General features: G+C 49.2%; 1 protein-coding gene. It reads left to right on the top strand.

The features are described from left to right. Positions 1-27 precede the first annotated feature (27 nt). Positions 28-1,197: replication endonuclease (locus tag IQ211_RS19365; RefSeq protein WP_338113380.1), on the top strand; the 1,170-nt coding region annotated here is incomplete at its 3' end.

A 1,197-nucleotide genomic window follows, 5' to 3' on the forward strand; every position in this document is an offset into this window, starting at 1 on the left:
TTTCAATGAAAGTACTGAGGTTTGTGAGTGAACCCTGTACCACAATCCAGCAAATTCCAGCCAGAGATGCCACAAAGCGCAGCTCTGGTTGCTGGCATTTCTACGCCGTGGAATAAACCTCTCCAGCCAATCACCAGACCATTCCCAACCTACGCAGAGCAATACCAGAAAGACGAAGAGCGTCGTGCTATTGCAAAGGTGATCAAAGCGCAGGAGGATGCTCAGAACGTATTAAAGAAACAGCCTGCTGTTGTTCGCATGGACGTGCAGTACAAAATGAGTGTTTTAGAAAAGGAGCAAGGGACATCTCGCGCTGAGGCTTTTTTATCTAAGACTTTCATTGATCGCATTTTGCCCAGAGTGGATTTAGTCACGAACCGTTACCGGATTCAGGACATGAACGCGGATAACGCAACGTATCTGGGGCGGTTTAATCGTATTCCTGATATGACACGGGAAGATGTCGAATTACTGGCAAGAGATATTGCGGATTTTATCAACCGGGAATTACAGGCACTCGCCGACGAACGTCCTGAAGAGAGCGATCTGAAACGGATGCATGAGTTGTATATGCGCGCAGCAACCATCACCAAAGCATACCGTCAGGCCGTGCCTTACTGGGATAAGCTGACAGGTTACTGTTTTGGTGAATCACAGGCGATTGCCGCCATTTCCCGCATGACGTTAGATACGTGGTGGTTAGGCCGTCTCCGCCGTCTGGCGGCAGAGTGGCGCGAACACTTGCAAATCGCCATCAACCGCGTCAGCAAAAAAGCCAGCACCTACGCCAGCAAAACAACGATTTCCGAATGGAAGGAGCAGAAGCGCCGCACCAAAGATTTTATTAAGTCGATGGAACTGGAAGATGAAGAGGGCCATCGCATCAGCCTGATTGATAAATATTATGGCAGTGTGGCAAACCCCGCTATCCGTCGTACCGAAATGATGGTGCGCATTCGGGGCTTTGAAAATATCTGTAATGAACTGGGCTATGTGGCTGAGTTCTACACGCTAACCGCCCCTTCTAAATATCATGCCACAACCCGACACGGACACCGTAACCGTAAATGGAACGGTAGCAGTCCCGCTGATACACAACAGTATTTAAGCGGACTCTGGGCGAAAATCAGAGCCAAACTCCATCGTAATAATCTGCGTATCTTTGGTATTCGCGTGGCTGAACCGCATCACGATGGT

The sequence above is a fragment of the Xenorhabdus griffiniae genome (genome assembly GCF_015163655.1).
Lineage (GTDB): Bacteria > Pseudomonadota > Gammaproteobacteria > Enterobacterales > Enterobacteriaceae > Xenorhabdus > Xenorhabdus griffiniae.